Source organism: Paenibacillus sp. HW567 (genome assembly GCF_000374185.1).
Taxonomy (GTDB): Bacteria; Bacillota; Bacilli; order Paenibacillales; family Paenibacillaceae; genus Paenibacillus_AQ.
This window is the reverse complement of sequence record NZ_KB910518.1, coordinates 3,065,144-3,081,723: the sequence shown is the minus strand read 5'-3', so window position 1 is coordinate 3,081,723 and position 16,580 is coordinate 3,065,144. Positions and strand designations below refer to the sequence as shown.

Below are 16,580 nucleotides of genomic sequence, written 5' to 3'. Positions count from 1 at the left end.
CAATAGCTTAAACCCACTCCTTGAGGTATGCTTGGTTCACGATACTTTGTCATTAGGAGTGGACTTTCAATGGAATTTACCAAAATGCATGGACTAGGCAATGACTTTATCATCGTATTCGGCGAGCAGGAGCTGCCCGCCAATGCTTCGGAGCTTGCGGTTACCTTGTGCAACCGGTTCTTCGGCATCGGCGCCGACGGACTGGTATACATTCTCCCTTCAGAGCGCGGAGATTATATGATGCGGATTATGAACTCGGACGGCTCGGAAGCAGAGCAGTGCGGCAATGCAATCCGCTGTGTATCCAAATATGTCTATGAGCACGGCCTTGTCAGCTCAGAGCAGATTGTGATTGAAACGATCGGTGCCGGTGAACAAAAGGTATCCCTGCAGGTGAAGGATGGCATTGTGGAGACTGTTACAGTCGATATGGGCGAGCCTGTATTGTCCGGCCTGCAAATTCCGGTCGCCATAGATGCCGAGCCTGTGCTGAATCAGCCGATTTCAACGGACGGAACGGAATTCAAGTTCACTGCCGTATCCATGGGTAATCCGCACTGTGTAATTTACGTGGACGATGCCGCAGGCTTTGATTTGAATACCTGGGGACCTAAGCTGGAGGTGCATCCGCTGTTCCCAAGAAAAGTTAATGTAGAGTTCGCTACCGTGACCAGCCGCAGCCATGTGGATATGCGTGTCTGGGAACGCGGCGCCGGTCCTACACTCGCCTGCGGCACCGGTGCCTGCGCCACGCTGGTCTCCTCCGTGCTGAACGGTCTGACCGACCGCGCGGCCACAATCAGCCTGAAGGGCGGCGACCTGTTTATTGAATGGAATGAACAAGACAACCATGTGTATATGACAGGCCCGGCGAAGGTCGTATACACCGGTTCGGTTGAAATCTAGAACGGTAATATAATATATCTTCGAATAGGAACACAACAAAGATGCCCTGCGGCGAACGCCTGCAGGGCATCTTTGTTGTGTTGCTGTGGAAGTGCAGCCGAATAATGGAAGAGCTCAATGCAAATAATAGCACCCAGTATGGATGGGGGGCTAACATGAACATAAAGAGGTATGCAGGCAGAGGCAGAACGGCGCAGAGTGAACCCTCCGGTTCCTCGCAGAATAGCGGGCCTTCAAGATTATCTGCGGAGCTGTCCGAGAGCCTTGCGGGTATTCAATCAGAGCTTGGGCACAGCCCTGACCTCAAAATCCGTCAGGTCCAGCTTGACGGGCTTCGCCGCATCCGCGCCGCGGCCGTTCACCTGAGCGGGCTGGCTGACACCTCCGCTGTGAACGAATTCGTGGTCGGCTCGCTCCTTGCCGTGAGTACAGACGGTCTGATCATAGACTGTGCAGAGAGTGGCGGTGAGCACGGCCGGCTCCTGGACATGATTCTGAGCCGGGCCTTGGAGATCGGTGAGGCGGAAATCAAGGAGGATTGGAAAGAGATTATGCTGGCGGTTCTGTCAGGAGATACGGCAATTCTGCTGGATGGCTATAGTGCAGCAATACTATGCGCAACGAAGGGCGGCGAATGGCGTTCGATCAGCGAGCCCTCCTCGCAAATGGTCGTCAGAGGCCCGAAGGATGGTTTTGTTGAATCTGTAGCGACCAACATCTCCCTAATCCGCCGTAGAATCAAGTCCCCCAAGCTTCGCCTGGAGTATATGAAGATCGGGAGCGAAACACAGACGCTTGTGGCGCTAATGTATGTAGAGGATTTCGCAGGAGAGGATTTGCTACGCGAGGTCCGGGAGCGCCTGAACAAGATTGCTTTGGATGAAGTGCTGGAGTCCGGTTATATTGAAGAGCTTATTCAGGACAAGACCTTTACTCCGTTTCCGACGATTTATAATACGGAGCGTCCGGATGTCGCCGCCGGCAATTTGCTGGAAGGGCGGGTAGTGATCATTGTCGACGGGACTCCGTTTGTGCTGATTTTACCGGCTGTATTCACCCAGTTCTTCCAGTCGGCAGAGGATTACTCGCAAAGGTTCGATATTGCTATTCTGATGAGGATTGTACGGTATTCAAGTTTTATTGTCTTGATTCTCGGGCCCGCTATATACATTGCGCTGACGACTTATCACTATGAAATGATTCCGACGACGCTGCTCGTTAGTCTGCTGGCTCAACGGGAAAATGTGCCGTTCCCGGTGTTTGTCGAGGCTCTTCTGATGGAAATCGCATTTGAAATCCTCCGTGAAGCCGGAGTGCGGATGCCGCGTGTCATTGGGCAGACTGTTTCAGTCGTCGGGGCGCTGATTCTGGGGCAGGCTGTCGTCGAGGCCGGTATTATCGCCCCGATTATGGTGATTGTTGTCGCCTTGACGGGGATTGCCAGCTTCGCCATTCCGGCGTACAACATGGCTATCGCCGGACGACTGATCCGCTTTGCTTTTCTGCTGCTTGCCGGGATGTTCGGCTTCTATGGCGTGACTCTGGGTCTGATTGTGATGGTGGCGCACATGAACAGCTTGCGCTCCTTCGGCATCCCGTATTTGTCTCCGTTTGTGCCGCTGTCTGTTAAAGGCCAAAAGGATACGATATTAAGAATGCCGCTATGGCTTATGTCCCCCCGTAAATCACCGCAGCAGATGCGTGCCGAACTGCCGGAGTTTATGCGGATGACTACGGGGAATGAGGAAGCGCTGGCGCCCCCGATTCGTGAGAGCAATTCCGTAAAAAATTACGGGACAGGAGATCAGCCGGATGAAGATTAGAAGCTTCGTTATCACGCTGCTTGCCGCTATGCAGGTTCTGCTGCCGCTCATGCTCACCGGCTGCTGGGACAGTGTCGAGCTTAACCGCCGGGCGATCGTTTCCGGAGTTGCAATCGACAGGGGGCCTTCGGAAGACAAGAAATATATGCTTTCCTTTCAAGTTATTGTGTCGGAAGAAATTTCCGGGAAGCAGGCCCGGAATACTTCACCGGTGGCCTTATATACCGGCAGCGGACGCACCATGTATGAAGCGCTCGCGAATGCTTCGCGGCAGACGGCGCGGTTCTTATCCCTTGGGCATGTCCGGGTTATCGTGATTTCCGAGAAGTTTGCCCGGGAGGGCATCAAGGACATGCTGGATGTGATGGAACGGGAGAGCGACATGCGGCTGACCAGCCGGGTTTTTGTCTCGAAGGATCAGCCGGCCCGCGAAGTGATGTCAACGATGACCGTGTTCAGCAAGATTCCTTCGAGCGATCTGGTCGAGAAGCTGGACACCACCTCGAAGCAGTTTGGCTACAATTTCAAGATGGAGGTCGATGATGTGATCAGGGGGATTCAGGTCAGGGGCGGCGGACCGGTCATTAATGGTGTTTTCACAAGCGGGAACAGAGACAGTGCGGACACCAACGACAATTTGAGGACCATCGCACCGCGAGCAATTCTGAGAGTGTCCAACCTGGCGGCTTTCAAGGATGATAAGCTGAAGGGCTGGCTCGAGGGGGACTCTGCACTCGGTACCGTTCTTTTGCTGAACAAAATCAAGGAGTTTCCTGTAGTGATAAAAAATGAGAAAGGATATCTGGCGTTTAATGTCTATCAATCCCAGGTATCGGTTACCGCATCGGCAAAGGACCCGGAGCATCCCGTAATTAACATCAAAATAACCCAGCAGGCGGCGCTAAAGGAGTCTCCCAATTCATTTGATCTTACCTCGCCAAAAGTACTGGAAAGGCTGTCGGATCAACTAACTGAAGAAACCCGCAGTCAAATTCAAACCGCGATTGCCTATGCCCGAAAGCTGGGCAGTGATTACCTTGGCTTCGGTGAGGTGGTGGAGCGGGAAAATCCGCGCGGGTGGAAGAAGATGAAAAACCATTGGGAGAGTATCTTTGCGGCCTGTACTATCAACATTGATGCAGACACCGTAATCAGACATACCGATATGCGCGAGAATTCATTCCAGGTCTACTAATGGGAACGGAAGGAGGGGAATTATGGGAATCGTAAAAATCGGGCTTGTCCAGTTCTTCAGCATTACCCTGCTGTTCGAGCTGGGAACGGCACTTGTCGTTAACCTGGGCATGGGGGCGGGAAGAGATGCCTGGCTCTCCATTTTGATCGGCAGCGTGGCGGGTGTAGTTGTTTTTGCAGGCTATGCCTATCTGTACCGGAAGTATCCTGAAATGCCCTTAACGGGTTATGTCCGAAAGCTGCTGGGCAAATACATCGGAGCTCCGGTTGCGTTAATGTATATTATTCTGTATATCAATCTGGCAGGCCGGGATTTGCGCGATGGCAGCACCATGCTGGCGATGGCTACGATGCATAATTCCCCGCTCTTCATTCTAAGTACGCTGATGATTCTTTCAAGCGCCTACGTGCTGCATAAAGGTGTTGAAGTTCTGACGCGGACCTCTTTGGTTTTTCTGACTTTAGTATTGTTGATTGGCATATTCGGCACAATTATGCTGGTGCTCTCAGGGTCTGTCGATTTGAACCGTCTCTTGCCGATGCTGGAAGATGGGGCAGTGCCTGTGATTCGTTCCGTACTGCAACAGAACTACATGTTCCCTTTTGGCGAAATGATTGCTTTTACCATGCTGATGCCCTTTCTCTCCAATGCTAAAAAAGGGCCCTGGGTTATCGCCGCGGCAATGCTGTCCGCAGCCCTGATGCTCAGCTACACGATGGCTCTGAACATCTCGGTGCTGGGAGCAGATATTGTGGAGCGTTCTCCGCTGCCGCTGATGCCCACGATCAGCAAGATTTCGATCTCGGACTTCATTCAGCGTGTGGATATCTTCGTGGTCATGGTGCTCATTATCGGAGTTTTTTTCAAAATGGCCGTATTTTTCGCCGCAGCGCTGATCGGGATTTCCGATTTGTTCGGTATCGCCTACCGCAGAATGATTTATCCCTGTGCGTTGATCATTCTGTTCACCTCCATGCTCGACGCCCGCAGCTTTACCGAGCATTTGGATGAGGGCGGAAGGCTGCTGTATACGGTGTACCCTTTTTTCATGCTGGCCGTTCCGGTTGTTCTGATTGTGATCACTATGCTGAGAAGTTATTTCTCGGCCCGTCGCCCGGGCTGACTTCCCCGAATGAAGCGGACGGCATCCGGGATGATGAGGCACAGCAGCATGATTACGGCAGCCAGCTTTTCGGAAGCGGTATACAATAAATAGTTCAAAATGTAGCTGATATTTCCCATACCATAGCCGAAGAGCCAGTCGCCAAAATATAAATAGAGTAGAGAGAGCCCGGCCAGCAGCAGAAGGATTGTGTATTTTTTCAGCAGTTGCCTTCTGTTTTTTTTCTTCATAATGGATTTGTTCCCCCCTATTGAACCCCTTTCAGCTAGTATGAATCATTTGCCCTGCTGCCATGCAATTTCCGCTTTATCAATGCTTCGCTTTTACTTGTGAAAGCTTATCATCCATCCCGTTTTATGTTACATTAGTATGAAACTATGGTCTGATAGGGGAGGTTCTTGCGGTGAAGCCGGATTTGCGCTCTGCATGGAATAATAACGTATTGGTCGGAGACGGAGCGATGGGAACTTTCTTGTATCAGAAAGGCTTCCCTGTCGGCATCTCCTATGAAGAATTGAATTTGACCTCTCCGGGGGTCATTGAGGATGTCCACCGTAGCTATATTGAGGCCGGGGCGGTACTGCTGGAGAGCAATACGTACTCAGCCAATTACGATAAGCTGTCCAAGTTCGGCCTGGAGGCCAAGGTGAATGAAATTAACCGCGCCGGTGTGCGGATTGCGCGTCAGGCTGCCGGTGAAGCAGGGTATGTCGTAGGTGCGGCAGGCTCGATCCGGGCCGGCAAACGGGCCAATCTGTCCAGCTCGGAGCTGAAGCGTTTCTATGCCCAGCAATTTTCCGCGCTGCTAGAAGAGCAGCCGGACGGCATCCTGCTGGAAACCTTCTACGATGTCGAAGAGCTGCATCTGGCCCTAAGGGCGGTCCGCAAGCTCAGCGGGCTGCCGGTGATCTGCCAGCTCGCGGTGGACGAGACTGCGCGCACGCTCGACGGCTTGACGCTGCAGGAGGCTTTTCATATTCTGGAGCAGGACGGGGCGGATATTATCGGCTTCAACTGCCGCACCGGACCCAATGGCATCAAGCGGGCGCTCAAATCGCTCCAGGGAAGCCTTAAGCTTCCTGCCTCGGTATATCCGAACGCCGGTATTGCCGATTATGTAGATGGGCAATACCGTTATGGCGCTTCTCCGGAATATTTTGGTCAGATGGCTCCGGTCTTCGCGGATATGGGCTGCCGGATTATCGGCGGCTGCTGCGGCACAACGCCGCAGCATATTGCGGAAATTTCTGCAGCGCTGCAGGAGTATATCCCGCAGCCACTCCCAGAGCCGACTGTACACGCTAACGTGGAACGGATCGCTGTGCAGGAGCATCTCGGCGAAGATGAGGGAATTGGCGGCGGTGAGCCGAATTTGGTGGATTTGGTCAAGGAGAGGCATACAGTAATTGTGGAGCTTGATCCGCCGCGCGACCTGGACATCGCTAAGTTCATGAGAGGTGCGGATGCCCTGCGCAGAGCAGGGGCGGATGCCCTGACGCTGGCGGACAACTCGCTTGCGGTGACGCGGATGAGCAACATGGCGCTTGGACATTTGGTTCAGGCCCGCACAGGAATGAGACCGCTGGTGCATATCGCCTGCCGCGACCGCAATCTGATCGGAACACAGTCGCATCTGATGGGCTTTGATGCCCTTGGCATTGATCATGTGCTGGCAGTGACCGGCGACCCGGCCCGCTTCGGGGATTTGCCGGGGTCAAGCTCGATTTACGATCTGACCTCATTCGAAATCATCCGGATGATCAAGCAGCTTAACGACGGCATTGCCTTCTCCGGCAAGCCGCTGAAGCAGAAAGCGAACTTCGTCATCGGAGCCGCGTTTAATCCCAATGTCAAACATTTGGACAAGGCGGTAGAACGTCTGGAGAAAAAAATCGCCTCCGGCGCGGATTATATTATGACCCAGCCGGTATATGATGCTGAATTGATCGCGCGCATTGCGAAGGCTACCGGACATCTTGATATCCCGATTTTTATCGGCATCATGCCGCTGGCGAGTGGACGCAACGCCGAATATCTTCACAATGAGGTTCCCGGCATCCAGCTCTCTCCTGAGGTGCGCAGCCGCATGGAGGGACTGGAAGGAGAAGCGGGCCGCGCAGAGGGCGTACGGATTGCCAAGGAGCTGCTGGACGCGGCTATGGGGCATTTTAACGGCATCTATCTGATGACGCCATTTATGTTTTATGGTATGAGTGTACAGCTCCTGGAGTACGTGTGGGAGAAACAGGGGCGCAAATTGTCCCCCTTGTTTCGCTAGTAATTATCAATTACAATAGTGTAATGGATGTGATTCCGTTGTCATTTAGCATGACCGGATACGGTCAATCATCCCTGCAATTCGGCGGTTACAAGATTACGTTCGAAGTCAAATCGGTGAATAACCGGTACTGCGAAGTTGTGCTGCGGATGCCCCGGGATTGGACGGTTTATGAGGATATGCTGCGAAGACAGGTTCAAGCTCATATCAAACGGGGACGGGTAGATGTCATCATTACTAGGGAACATACCGAAGAAGCGGCTCCTGCACAGGTGCTGAACCGTTCAGCGGTGCGTTCCTATTTGAAGTCAGCGGAGCAGTTGAGAGATGATTTTGGGCTTAAGGGTGAGCTGAGTCTTCGAGATCTTCTCTCAATGCCCGGTGTCATGGAATTCAAGGAGGATGCCCATGTGCAGGCCTCGTTTGAAGATTTTGCGGAAGTCCTTGAGCTTGGTTTGAACCAGAGTCTGCATGCTCTGATGGAGATGCGCGCACGGGAAGGCGGCTTTCTTGCCGCTGATCTTTCGCTGCGGCTGACCCATCTGGAGGCACTGCATACCGAAATGGCCGGACTTGCTCCGGCTGTGGTAAGCGAGTACCGCGAGAAGCTGCGGCAGCGGCTGAGCGTGCTGAATGACGGGACGTTCCCTTTTGAAGAGCATAAGTTTGGAATGGAGATTGCTATCTTTGCCGACCGCTGTAATATTGATGAAGAGCTTACCCGGCTGAACAGTCATTTTGAACAATGCAAGGCCCTGCTCAAGGGGAGCGAGCCCGCAGGACGCAAGCTGGACTTTCTCATTCAGGAGATGAACAGGGAGACGAATACAATCGGGTCGAAGTGCAATCATCTGACTCTGGTGAACCTTACGCTTGAGATGAAGGCCGAACTGGAGAAGATACGTGAACAAGCAGCGAATATTGAATAACAGGTACTTGAGTAAGCAAAGATGTAACCTATGGGGGGAACAACCGGAACATGGCAATTAAATTAATCAACATCGGCTTTGGAAATATCGTATCGGCTAACCGCATTATTTCCATTGTCAGCCCGGAATCTGCACCAATCAAACGCATCATTCAGGAGGCCAGAGACCGGCATATGCTGATCGACGCCACATATGGCCGCCGGACGCGGGCTGTCATCATTACAGACAGCGATCATGTTATTCTCTCGGCAGTACAGCCGGAGACTGTGGCGCACCGCTTGTCCAGTAAAGATGACGATAATGACGAATAACAACAAATGGAGTGTACTATGTCAAAAGGATTGCTGATCATTTTATCCGGCCCTTCCGGTGTCGGTAAGGGTACCGTGTGTACCGCACTGCGGCCTAAGATGCCCAAGCTTGTCTATTCCGTATCCGCAACTACGCGCTTGCCGCGCGAAGGCGAGGAGAACGGGGTTAATTATTTTTTCAAAACCAAGGAGCAGTTCGAGGCTATGATTGAAGCTGACCAACTGCTTGAATATGCAGAGTACGTAGGCAATTATTACGGGACTCCGCGCGACTTTGTAGAGCGAACACTCGAGAGCGGGAAAGATATTATCTTAGAGATCGAGGTTCAGGGAGCGCTCAAGGTCAAAGAGAAATTCCCCGAGGGCATCTTTGTGTTCCTTCTTCCGCCATCTATGGATGAATTGAAGGACCGCATCCGCGGGCGCGGCACGGAGCATCCCGATGTCATTAGCCACCGTATGTCCGTGGCAGAGGATGAGATCGGTCTGATCCGGCATTACGATTATGCAGTAGTGAACGATGAGATTGATCTGGCCTGCAAGCGAATAGAAAGCATCATTATCGCCGAACATTGTAAGGTGAGATGACAGGCGCAGCTATATAAGATCATAGTTACAGTAAAAGATGAAGAGGTGTCTTACATGCTATATCCTTCTATTGATGAAATGGTAAACAAAGTAGACAGCAAGTATTCGCTCGTTGTTGCTTCCGCACGCCGGGCAAGATCGCTCCGTGAAGGCGGCAAGACTGAGATCAAAGCGCCGAAATCGCACAAATATGTCGGTGTTGCTCTGGAAGAAATCTATGAAGACCGCATTGTTGTAACACGCGGCGAAGAGTAGTCCGGAATTACCTGCTACGCCCCTGTACATACGGACAATGCTTGTGGACAGGGGCACTTGCAGAAACGATGTCATCCTCTACAGAGGCTAATAATCGTTTCTGCTTGGCTTAGTAGTTCAAATCGTACAAATTCAGCTCGAGAATAGCCCGAACCGGGCTGTACCTGACAACCGGAAGGTTGTTATTTTTTTCTCAAAATATAGCTTTTTTTGCATGATTATTAGATTAGCGCTGGGTAAGGAACAGGGGGGAACCATGTTGAAGAGCTTACAGGGCAAAACGATTATATTGGGAATTACCGGGGGGATCGCTGCTTACAAGGGAGCGGCTTTGACCAGCAAGCTGACGCAAAAAGGGGCCGAGGTCCATGTCATTATGACCGCATCGGCCAAGCAGTTCATTACCGAGCTGACACTGCAGTCTTTGTCCAAGCAGCGCGTCTATAGCGATACCTTTCAGGAGCGTGACCCGTCCTCAATTTCACATATTGATCTGGCCGATGCTGCGGATCTTGTGCTTATAGCACCGGCTACAGCCAACATTATTGCTAAAATGGCGCATGGTCTGGCTGATGACATGTTATCTACTACTCTGCTTGCGGCAACTGCTCCTGTGATGGTGGCGCCGGCGATGAATGTCCACATGTATCAGCATCCGGCGGTGCTCGCCAATATTAACACTTTGCACAGCCGTGGAGTGCAGTTCATTGAGCCGGGAGAAGGCCTGCTCGCCTGCGGGTATGTCGGAAAGGGCCGTCTGGAGGAGCCGGAAACGATTGTCAGCGTGGTGGAGAATTATTTTGCAGCTCAGGCCAACGCCGCCGCAGGAGCTCTTGCCGGTAAAAAAGTGATCATCACCGCAGGGGGAACGATCGAGCGCATTGATCCGGTACGGTACATATCCAACGATTCCTCCGGCAAAATGGGCTTTGCCCTGTCCCGGGCGGCACGTGCGATGGGAGCCGAGGTTACCTTGATCGCAGCGCGTACAGATGAAGCACCGCCGCAGGACCCGGGAATTCGTGTGGTCCGGGTAGAATCAGCTCAGGATATGTACGAGGCGGTTATGAGCCGTTGGAAGGATTGCGACATTCTGGTTAAGGCTGCGGCTGTGGCGGACTACCGGCCTAGAGAAAGTGCGGAATCCAAGATTAAGAAAAGTGGCGATACCCTGACGCTTGAACTTGTGAAGACGACTGACATTCTCGAAAGCCTGGGGAAAATCAAGGATAAGCAATTCCTGATCGGCTTTGCCGCCGAAACGGGAAATGCCGAATTTTATGCCAAGGACAAGCTGGTCCGCAAAAATCTGGATCTGATTGTAGCCAATGATGTCTCCACGGAAGGCGCCGGGTTCGGGACGGATACCAACATTGTGTCCATCTATGATGCCGGCGGATTAGTGCTGGATCTGCCGCTCGTATCCAAAGATGAAGTGGCGCGCAAGCTGCTCCTGCTCGCTTCGGAGCGCATTGCGGGAGCCGCGTTATAATGGAAATTGCCAAGGTCATTGTCGATGTTCCTGTGCGCAGCACCGACCGGCCGTTTGATTATTTGATTCCTGACGCTCTCCTGCTGTGGGTTGAAGTGGGAAGCAGGGTAGCCGTGCCGTTTGGACACCGGACGGTGCAGGGATTTGTTGTTTCGGTAGAATCAGGGGTTAGTGGTGCACATTCCGGCTTGAAGCCGGTTCAAGAGGTATTGGATCTGCTTCCGCCCCTTTCTCCCGAGCTTGTGGAGCTGGGAGACTGGATGAGTCAAAGATATGCCTGCAGGCGGATATCTGCTCTCCAGGCCATGCTGCCAACAGCCCTGAAGGGCAAAGCCGAGCGGTTGATTATTCTCGGCGATGCGGCGGAACAGGAGAACGGCCCGATGGATGAGCTGTTTCCAATGTTTTTGGAGACAGACCAGGAGGAACGCAGCATCACCGAATTTGTCGGGCGCAGCGGCGAGGTTTCCATGAAGCAGTTGACCCGGGCCTTTCCGCAAGCGGCTGAGACGGTGAAGTTCATGCTCCGGCGGGGTGTGCTGGCTGAGAGTCAGTCGATTAAGGATAAGATGGGCAAAAAAAAGCTGAAGGCGGTTGATCTCGCAATCGGCCTCGCCGCAGCGCGTGAATCGCTTGCCAGCTTCCCTGCACGCTCTGCTCGGCAGAAGGAAGTGCTCTCTTTCCTGATCGACATGGAAAGGACACTGCCGATGCCGCTCAAGGATGTGCTGTCGGTACTGCAGGTTACTGCCGGAACGGTGAAGGCGCTGGAGGACAAGGGGTTCATTGAAATCAGCGAAATTGAAGTGTACCGCGATCCTTACCAAGGCCGTGATTTCAAGCCTAGCACGCCTTTGCCGCTTACAGCAGAACAGGAAACCGTATATACGCGAATCGCTTCTACCGTGGATGAGCAGCGGCATGAGGTTTTTCTGCTGCATGGGGTTACCGGAAGCGGGAAAACAGAGATTTACCTGCAGTGCATTCAGCGCTGTGTGGATCAGGGACGGCAGGCCGTGGTGCTTGTTCCAGAAATTGCTCTTACCCCGCAGATGGTGGAGCGGTTCAAGGGCCGGTTCGGCAGCGGGGTAGCGGTGATGCACAGCCGTCTGTCTGTCGGTGAACGTTATGATGAATGGCGTAAAATCCGCGAAGGCAAGGCCAATGTGGCTGTGGGGGCGCGTTCGGCAGTATTTGCCCCGTTTGCCAATCTGGGCCTGATCATTATGGATGAAGAGCATGAATCCTCCTATAAGCAGGAGGAGAATCCCAAATACCATGCGCGTGACGTTGCTGTACGCAGGGCGGAGCAATGCGGGGCTGCGGTGATTCTCGGCTCCGCCACGCCGTCCCTGGAGAGCTATCATGCTGCCAGAGCGCAGAGCGACATACATTTCTCGCCAATTCTTCTGGAAATGCCTAGCCGGGCGCTGGGCAATGAATTGCCTAAGGTGCATGTGACCGATATGCGCAATGAGCTGAAGGAAGGCAACCGTTCCATGTTCAGCCGCAGGCTGCATGCCGCGCTTGAGAGCAGACTGGAACGTGGAGAGCAGACCGTGCTGCTGCTGAACCGCAGAGGCTTCTCGACCTTTGTGATGTGCCGTAGCTGCGGTTATGTCGCCGGTTGCCCGGATTGCGATATTTCGCTGACCTATCACAGCCGCAGCGATAATTTGCGCTGCCATTACTGCGGGCATGCCGAACCGTCGCCGAAGCTGTGTCCGGAATGCGGAAGCGAGCATATCCGCTTCTTCGGCACAGGTACGCAGCGGGTCGAAGAAGAGCTGGGCAAGCTGTTTCCCGGCATCCGGGTGATTCGGATGGATGTGGATACAACAACGGAGAAGGGCTCGCATGAGAAGCTGCTGGGCCAATTCAGAGACAAAAAAGCCGATGTGCTGCTGGGCACGCAAATGGTGGCCAAAGGCCTCGACTTTCCTGATGTCACCCTTGTCGGTGTCATTACTGCGGATTCTGCGCTTAATCTGCCGGATTTCCGCGCAGCCGAGAAGACGTTTCAATTGCTCACCCAGGTTGCGGGGAGAGCGGGGCGTCATCAGCTTCCGGGGGAGGTTGTTGTACAATCCTATACGCCGGAGCACTATTCCATTATTCATGCCAGCGGGCATGATTATCATTCCTTTGTCCGTGAGGAGCTGAAGCATCGCAGGGAGCTGCATTATCCGCCATATTGCAGGCTGATCCTCGTGACGTTGTCCCATGAGCAACTTCCTGTGCTGCTGCGGATGGCTGAGAATTATGCACTCAATATTCAAGGCAAAGCCAGGCATCTCCGCTGGTACGGCAGCCTGGATAAGCTGTCTGCCGATGCGATGGATCTGCTGGGTCCCGTGGCTTCCCCCCTGCCCCGGCTTAAGGGCAGATACAGATTCCAGTGCATCATCAAATGGCGGGGGTCCATTGATGCCATCGGACTAGCCCGGCAGGTGGCGGAAGAGCTTGAGGATTCGGTCCGCGATACAGGGCTGCAGATCAGCCTGGATGTAGATCCGCAGATGTTGATGTAAATGGCGGACATGATACAATAAGCTGGGAACCTGAGGTCCTAAAGGTTGGACTTATGCTGATATACAGCTTTGTTTTACTATAGAAATTTTCAAGGATGGTGTTTATGTAATGGCAATCAGGCTAATCGTGAAAGAACCGGATGAAGTGCTGCACAAGACAGCGAAAATCGTATCCAAGGTTACACCTAATGTCCAAAAGCTGCTGGATGATATGGCAGATACTATGTATGATGCGGAAGGCGTTGGTCTCGCTGCACCGCAGGTTGGTATATTGAAGCGGCTGATCGTGGTCGATGCCGATGAGGAGCATGGTCTGATCAAGATGATTAATCCGGAGATTATCAGCAGGGAAGGCGAACAGTTCGGCCCTGAAGGCTGCCTGAGTATTCCCGGCCTCAATGGCGATGTGCGCCGTGCGGAGACGGTAACTGTACGCGGACTTGACCGCGAAGGCCAAGAAATGACAATCACCGGAAGCGGCCTGCTGGCCCGGGCTTTTCAGCATGAGATTGATCATCTTAACGGAGTGCTATTTACGGATATAGCCGAGAAGGTCTATGAGTATACGGCTGAGAGCAGCGAAACTGAGGAGTGATTGAAATGAAGATAGTGTTCATGGGTACTCCGGCTTTTGCGGTGCCTTCCCTGCAGATGCTGGTGGAGGAGGGCTACGAGATTGTAGCGGTTGTCACCCAGCCTGACCGGCCGCAGGGGCGGAAGAAGACGTTAACGCCTTCTCCGGTGAAGGAAGCGGCCCTGTCTCTGGGGCTGCCGGTGCTGCAGCCGGAACGTTTGCGGCGCCCGGAAGCGGTGGCCGAGCTGGCCGCCTATGAGCCGGATCTGATTGTTACGGCAGCTTACGGGCAGATTTTGCCCAAATCGGTGCTGGAACTCCCGCAGAATGGCTGTGTGAACGTGCATGGCTCGCTGCTGCCCAAATATCGCGGCGGCGCTCCGATCCAGCGCTGCATTATTAACGGCGAGAAGGTTACCGGAGTCACGCTGATGTACATGGCGGAAGGTCTGGACACCGGCGACATGATCTCGCACGCCAAAGTGCCAATTGAAGATGAGGATACCTCGGGAACGCTGTTTGAGAAGCTTAGCCTTGCCGGACGTGAGCTTCTTAAGGCGGAAATGCCGCGCCTCGCACGCGGTCTTGTCCAGGCTGTTCCGCAGGACGACAGTGAAGCCACTTACGCTCCCAATCTCAGCAGAGAAGATGAACGGATTGATTGGAATGCAGACTCGCGCAGCATTTACAACCGCATACGCGGACTGGTGCCCTTCTCCGGTGCGTTTACGCTCTGGAATGGCGAGACGTTCAAGGTGTGGGCTGCGCTGAAGCCTGACGGAAACGGCGGCGGCAGTGCGGCAGCCCCAGGTACGGTGCTGGCAGTGAATGAGCGTGGTGTTGAAGTGAAGACAGGGGACGGCAGCCTGCTGCTTACTTCGGTCCAACCGGCGGGCAAAAAAGCCATGACTGCCGCTGACTTCAGCCGCGGCGGGACGCTGAAGCCCGGAACGGTACTCGGTTGAGCGGGGGCAATAACGGCGCAGGCCGGCGCGGGCCGCGCGTTCAGCCATCCGGCGGGAACGCGCGCGAGACTACAGGTGCTGCAGGGAAGAACAGCCGCGGCGGTAGCGCCCGCACCTCAGGAGCTGCGACTGCCCGCGAGGTGGCGCTTGATATTCTTGTGCGTGTCGAGCAGGAAGGCGCGTACAGCAATCTGCTCTTGAACAGCAGTCTGCAGAAGTCGGGGCTCAGCCGTGAGGACTCGGGACTGGTTACAGAGCTGGTATACGGTAGCATCTCACGGATGATCACGCTTGATTATGTGCTGGAAGGGTTCCTCAGCAAGGGGATAGCGAAGTTGCAGCCCTGGGTGCGCAATCTGCTGCGCTTAAGCCTGTATCAGATCATGTACCTGAATCGCATTCCTTCACATGCGGCCGTCAATGAAGCCGTAAATATAGCCAAGAGACGCGGACATCAGGGAATATCGGGAATGGTGAACGGTGTGCTGAGAAGCGTGCTGCGCGCCGGAGATTTGCCGGTAATTCCGGAGAACCTCAGCCGTGAGGAACGCATCTCTATCTTGCATTCTCATCCGCTGTGGCTGGTTAAGCGCTGGACAGCGGAGTATGGGGCGGATACGGCTGAGGCCATATGCGCAGCCAACAATGAACCGCCTGCGGTCAGCGTTCGTGTGAACACCACAATGATCAGCCGCGATGCGCTGCTTGCGCAAATGCTTGAAGTAGGGTTGAATGCTTCCGCCTCGCAGGTCAGCCCTTTTGGCATCGTTGTAAAGGGGGGCGGCAATCTGGCGCTTACCTCCTGGTACCAAGATGGCATCCTGTCCGTGCAGGATGAGAGCTCGATGCTGGTCGCGGAAGCGGTAGCGCCGGAGCCGGGTATGCGGGTGCTTGACTGCTGCGCTGCTCCCGGAGGCAAAAGCGCTCATATGGGCGAATTGATGAAGGACGAGGGCTACATTTATGCGAACGATCTGCATCCCCACAAGGCGAAGCTAATCGCGGACCAGGCGCAGCGTCTTGGCCTGGACTGCATCAGCACAGGCAGCCGCGACGCGCTCCAGCTTGCGGAGGCTCTTGAACCGGAATCCTTTGACCGGATTCTGCTGGATGCTCCCTGCTCCGGCCTCGGCGTTATCCGCCGCAAGCCGGACCTCAAATGGCGCAAGCAGTCTGAGGATGTAGCCAGTGTGGCTGAGCTGCAGGGCGAGCTGCTGCAATCGGTCTCCGCACTGCTGAAGCCCGGAGGCGTGCTGGTCTATAGTACCTGCACCACGGAGCAGGCAGAGAACAGCCGGATAGTTTCTGAATTTTTGAAGAATAATCCCGGATTCGCCTCTGTCACGTTCAGCTCACCTGTATGGGAGCGTCTAGAAGGCACCGCGCTGGCTGCGGGGGAGGGAATACAGCTTCTCCCGCAGCATTACGGCAGCGACGGGTTCTATATCGCCCGTCTGGAACGGCTCTTGTAATATAGTAAAACGGCAAGGCATTTACAGGTATCCCGCCCGCAGGGTTTTACTTGCGCGGCGGGCTTTTCTTTTACCGTCTCTAATATTTGTGTTAAAATAGGAAGAATGAGAAATAATACGCATATCTTTAAGAAGAAA

The 16,580-nt window shown here is 53.9% G+C and carries 15 protein-coding genes; 14 read left to right on the top strand and 1 reads right to left on the bottom strand.

What is annotated here, in order from left to right:
• The first annotated feature begins 69 nt into the window (after positions 1-69).
• The 4 genes from dapF to B212_RS0113990 all read left to right on the top strand — a co-directional run bounded on the left by dapF (position 70) and on the right by B212_RS0113990 (position 5,047).
• On the top strand, positions 70-906 hold the full coding sequence (gene dapF, locus B212_RS0114005; RefSeq protein ID WP_019911463.1) for a diaminopimelate epimerase: 837 nt from the start codon (positions 70-72) through the stop codon (positions 904-906).
• Positions 907-1,061: 155 nt separating this feature from the next.
• Complete coding sequence (locus B212_RS0114000) at positions 1,062-2,729, top strand: spore germination protein (protein WP_156830127.1); 1,668 nt, start codon at positions 1,062-1,064, stop codon at positions 2,727-2,729.
• Complete coding sequence (locus B212_RS0113995) at positions 2,719-3,924, top strand: Ger(x)C family spore germination protein (RefSeq protein WP_019911461.1); 1,206 nt, start codon at positions 2,719-2,721, stop codon at positions 3,922-3,924. Before B212_RS0114000 ends, B212_RS0113995 begins: the two co-directional genes overlap by 11 nt.
• A 22-nt stretch (positions 3,925-3,946) precedes the next feature.
• Positions 3,947-5,047 carry a GerAB/ArcD/ProY family transporter gene (locus B212_RS0113990; protein ID WP_019911460.1) on the top strand — a complete coding sequence of 367 codons (1,101 nt, stop codon included), beginning with the start codon at positions 3,947-3,949 and terminating at the stop codon, positions 5,045-5,047.
• Here the strand turns inward: B212_RS0113990 and B212_RS0113985 are convergent.
• Positions 5,020-5,277, bottom strand: a complete 258-nt coding sequence (locus tag B212_RS0113985; RefSeq protein WP_019911459.1) for a hypothetical protein — start codon at positions 5,275-5,277, stop codon at positions 5,020-5,022. The two genes, B212_RS0113990 and B212_RS0113985, sit on opposite strands and share 28 nt — an antisense overlap.
• Before the next feature lie 173 nt (positions 5,278-5,450).
• Between B212_RS0113985 and B212_RS0113980 the strand changes: the two genes are divergently transcribed.
• From B212_RS0113980 to rsmB, 10 genes are all read left to right on the top strand, one after another.
• The gene (locus tag B212_RS0113980) at positions 5,451-7,325 is read left to right on the top strand and encodes a bifunctional homocysteine S-methyltransferase/methylenetetrahydrofolate reductase (RefSeq protein ID WP_019911458.1); all 1,875 of its coding nucleotides are present in this window, start codon (positions 5,451-5,453) and stop codon (positions 7,323-7,325) included.
• 38 nt (positions 7,326-7,363) lie between these two features.
• Entirely contained in the window at positions 7,364-8,254 is an 891-nt protein-coding gene (locus tag B212_RS0113975) for a YicC/YloC family endoribonuclease (protein ID WP_028530820.1), read from the top strand.
• 50 nt (positions 8,255-8,304) lie between these two features.
• Positions 8,305-8,565, top strand: a complete 261-nt coding sequence (gene remA / locus B212_RS0113970) for an extracellular matrix/biofilm regulator RemA (protein ID WP_006209218.1) — start codon at positions 8,305-8,307, stop codon at positions 8,563-8,565.
• Positions 8,566-8,583: 18 nt separating this feature from the next.
• Entirely contained in the window at positions 8,584-9,153 is a 570-nt protein-coding gene (gmk, locus tag B212_RS0113965; RefSeq protein ID WP_019911456.1) for a guanylate kinase, read from the top strand.
• A 54-nt stretch (positions 9,154-9,207) separates the two neighbouring features.
• On the top strand, positions 9,208-9,408 hold the full coding sequence (gene rpoZ, locus B212_RS0113960) for a DNA-directed RNA polymerase subunit omega (RefSeq protein WP_019911455.1): 201 nt from the start codon (positions 9,208-9,210) through the stop codon (positions 9,406-9,408).
• A 256-nt stretch (positions 9,409-9,664) separates the two neighbouring features.
• Complete coding sequence (gene coaBC / locus B212_RS0113955; RefSeq protein ID WP_019911454.1) at positions 9,665-10,900, top strand: bifunctional phosphopantothenoylcysteine decarboxylase/phosphopantothenate--cysteine ligase CoaBC; 1,236 nt, start codon at positions 9,665-9,667, stop codon at positions 10,898-10,900.
• Entirely contained in the window at positions 10,900-13,431 is a 2,532-nt protein-coding gene (priA, locus tag B212_RS0113950) for a primosomal protein N' (RefSeq protein ID WP_019911453.1), read from the top strand. Before coaBC ends, priA begins: the two co-directional genes overlap by 1 nt.
• A 109-nt stretch (positions 13,432-13,540) precedes the next feature.
• Positions 13,541-14,026 (top strand): peptide deformylase, encoded by a 486-nt coding sequence (gene def, locus B212_RS0113945; protein WP_019911452.1) that lies wholly within the window; start codon positions 13,541-13,543, stop codon positions 14,024-14,026.
• Between the two features lie 5 nt (positions 14,027-14,031).
• On the top strand, positions 14,032-14,970 hold the full coding sequence (fmt, locus tag B212_RS0113940) for a methionyl-tRNA formyltransferase (RefSeq protein WP_019911451.1): 939 nt from the start codon (positions 14,032-14,034) through the stop codon (positions 14,968-14,970).
• Complete coding sequence (gene rsmB / locus B212_RS0113935) at positions 14,967-16,442, top strand: 16S rRNA (cytosine(967)-C(5))-methyltransferase RsmB (RefSeq protein ID WP_019911450.1); 1,476 nt, start codon at positions 14,967-14,969, stop codon at positions 16,440-16,442. Before fmt ends, rsmB begins: the two co-directional genes overlap by 4 nt.
• The last annotated feature ends 138 nt before the right edge of the window (positions 16,443-16,580 follow it).